The sequence below is a fragment of the Mesorhizobium sp. M5C.F.Ca.IN.020.32.2.1 genome (assembly GCF_004023105.1).
GTDB classification, from domain to species: Bacteria; Pseudomonadota; Alphaproteobacteria; order Rhizobiales; family Rhizobiaceae; genus Mesorhizobium; species Mesorhizobium wenxiniae.
Map to the genome: position 1 here is coordinate 1 of NZ_RZSX01001656.1, position 473 is coordinate 473.

General features: G+C 60.9%; 1 protein-coding gene. It reads right to left on the reverse strand.

Annotated features, from left to right (window positions below; translation table 11 throughout):
- Positions 1 to 97: 97 nt before the first annotated feature.
- A partial coding sequence (locus EOA86_RS37995; RefSeq protein WP_128345901.1) for a DUF1194 domain-containing protein occupies positions 98 to 473 on the reverse strand: 376 nt, incomplete at its 5' end.

Here is a 473-nt window from a genome sequence, read left to right on the forward strand (position 1 = left end):
AGCAGTTGCTGGTCGCGTAAAAAGGCAACACCTGGATGGTGTAGACGCCATTGCCTCCCGGAGTGGAGTGTTCGCCAAGTCTAGAACGTCCAGTGCTCTAGCGGCTGTCGAACATCCAGCTTCGGTCGCGCCACATTTTCTCGCCGACCTGACAGTCGGTGGCCGGCTTGCCTTGCGCCAGTATCACCGGCGGATGCGCCGCTTCGTCCGCCACCCATTGCGGTGAGGCAGGCCCGGCAAGCTCGAGCACCAGCTTGCGGCGGATCGCTTCGGGAAACTGCGTCCACTCATTGACCGGGATCATGAACGCGCCGGGCCCACCGATGACGCAGTCGGTGTAGTAGCGGTCGAGATAGTTCACGTCGTAGACACTGGTGAAGCCACTCCGAGTCATCAGCGGCAGGCCGTTGATGGTGATGCCTTGCTTCACCAGCTCGTCACGGATGATGTCGACGGGAGCACCTTGATTGTTG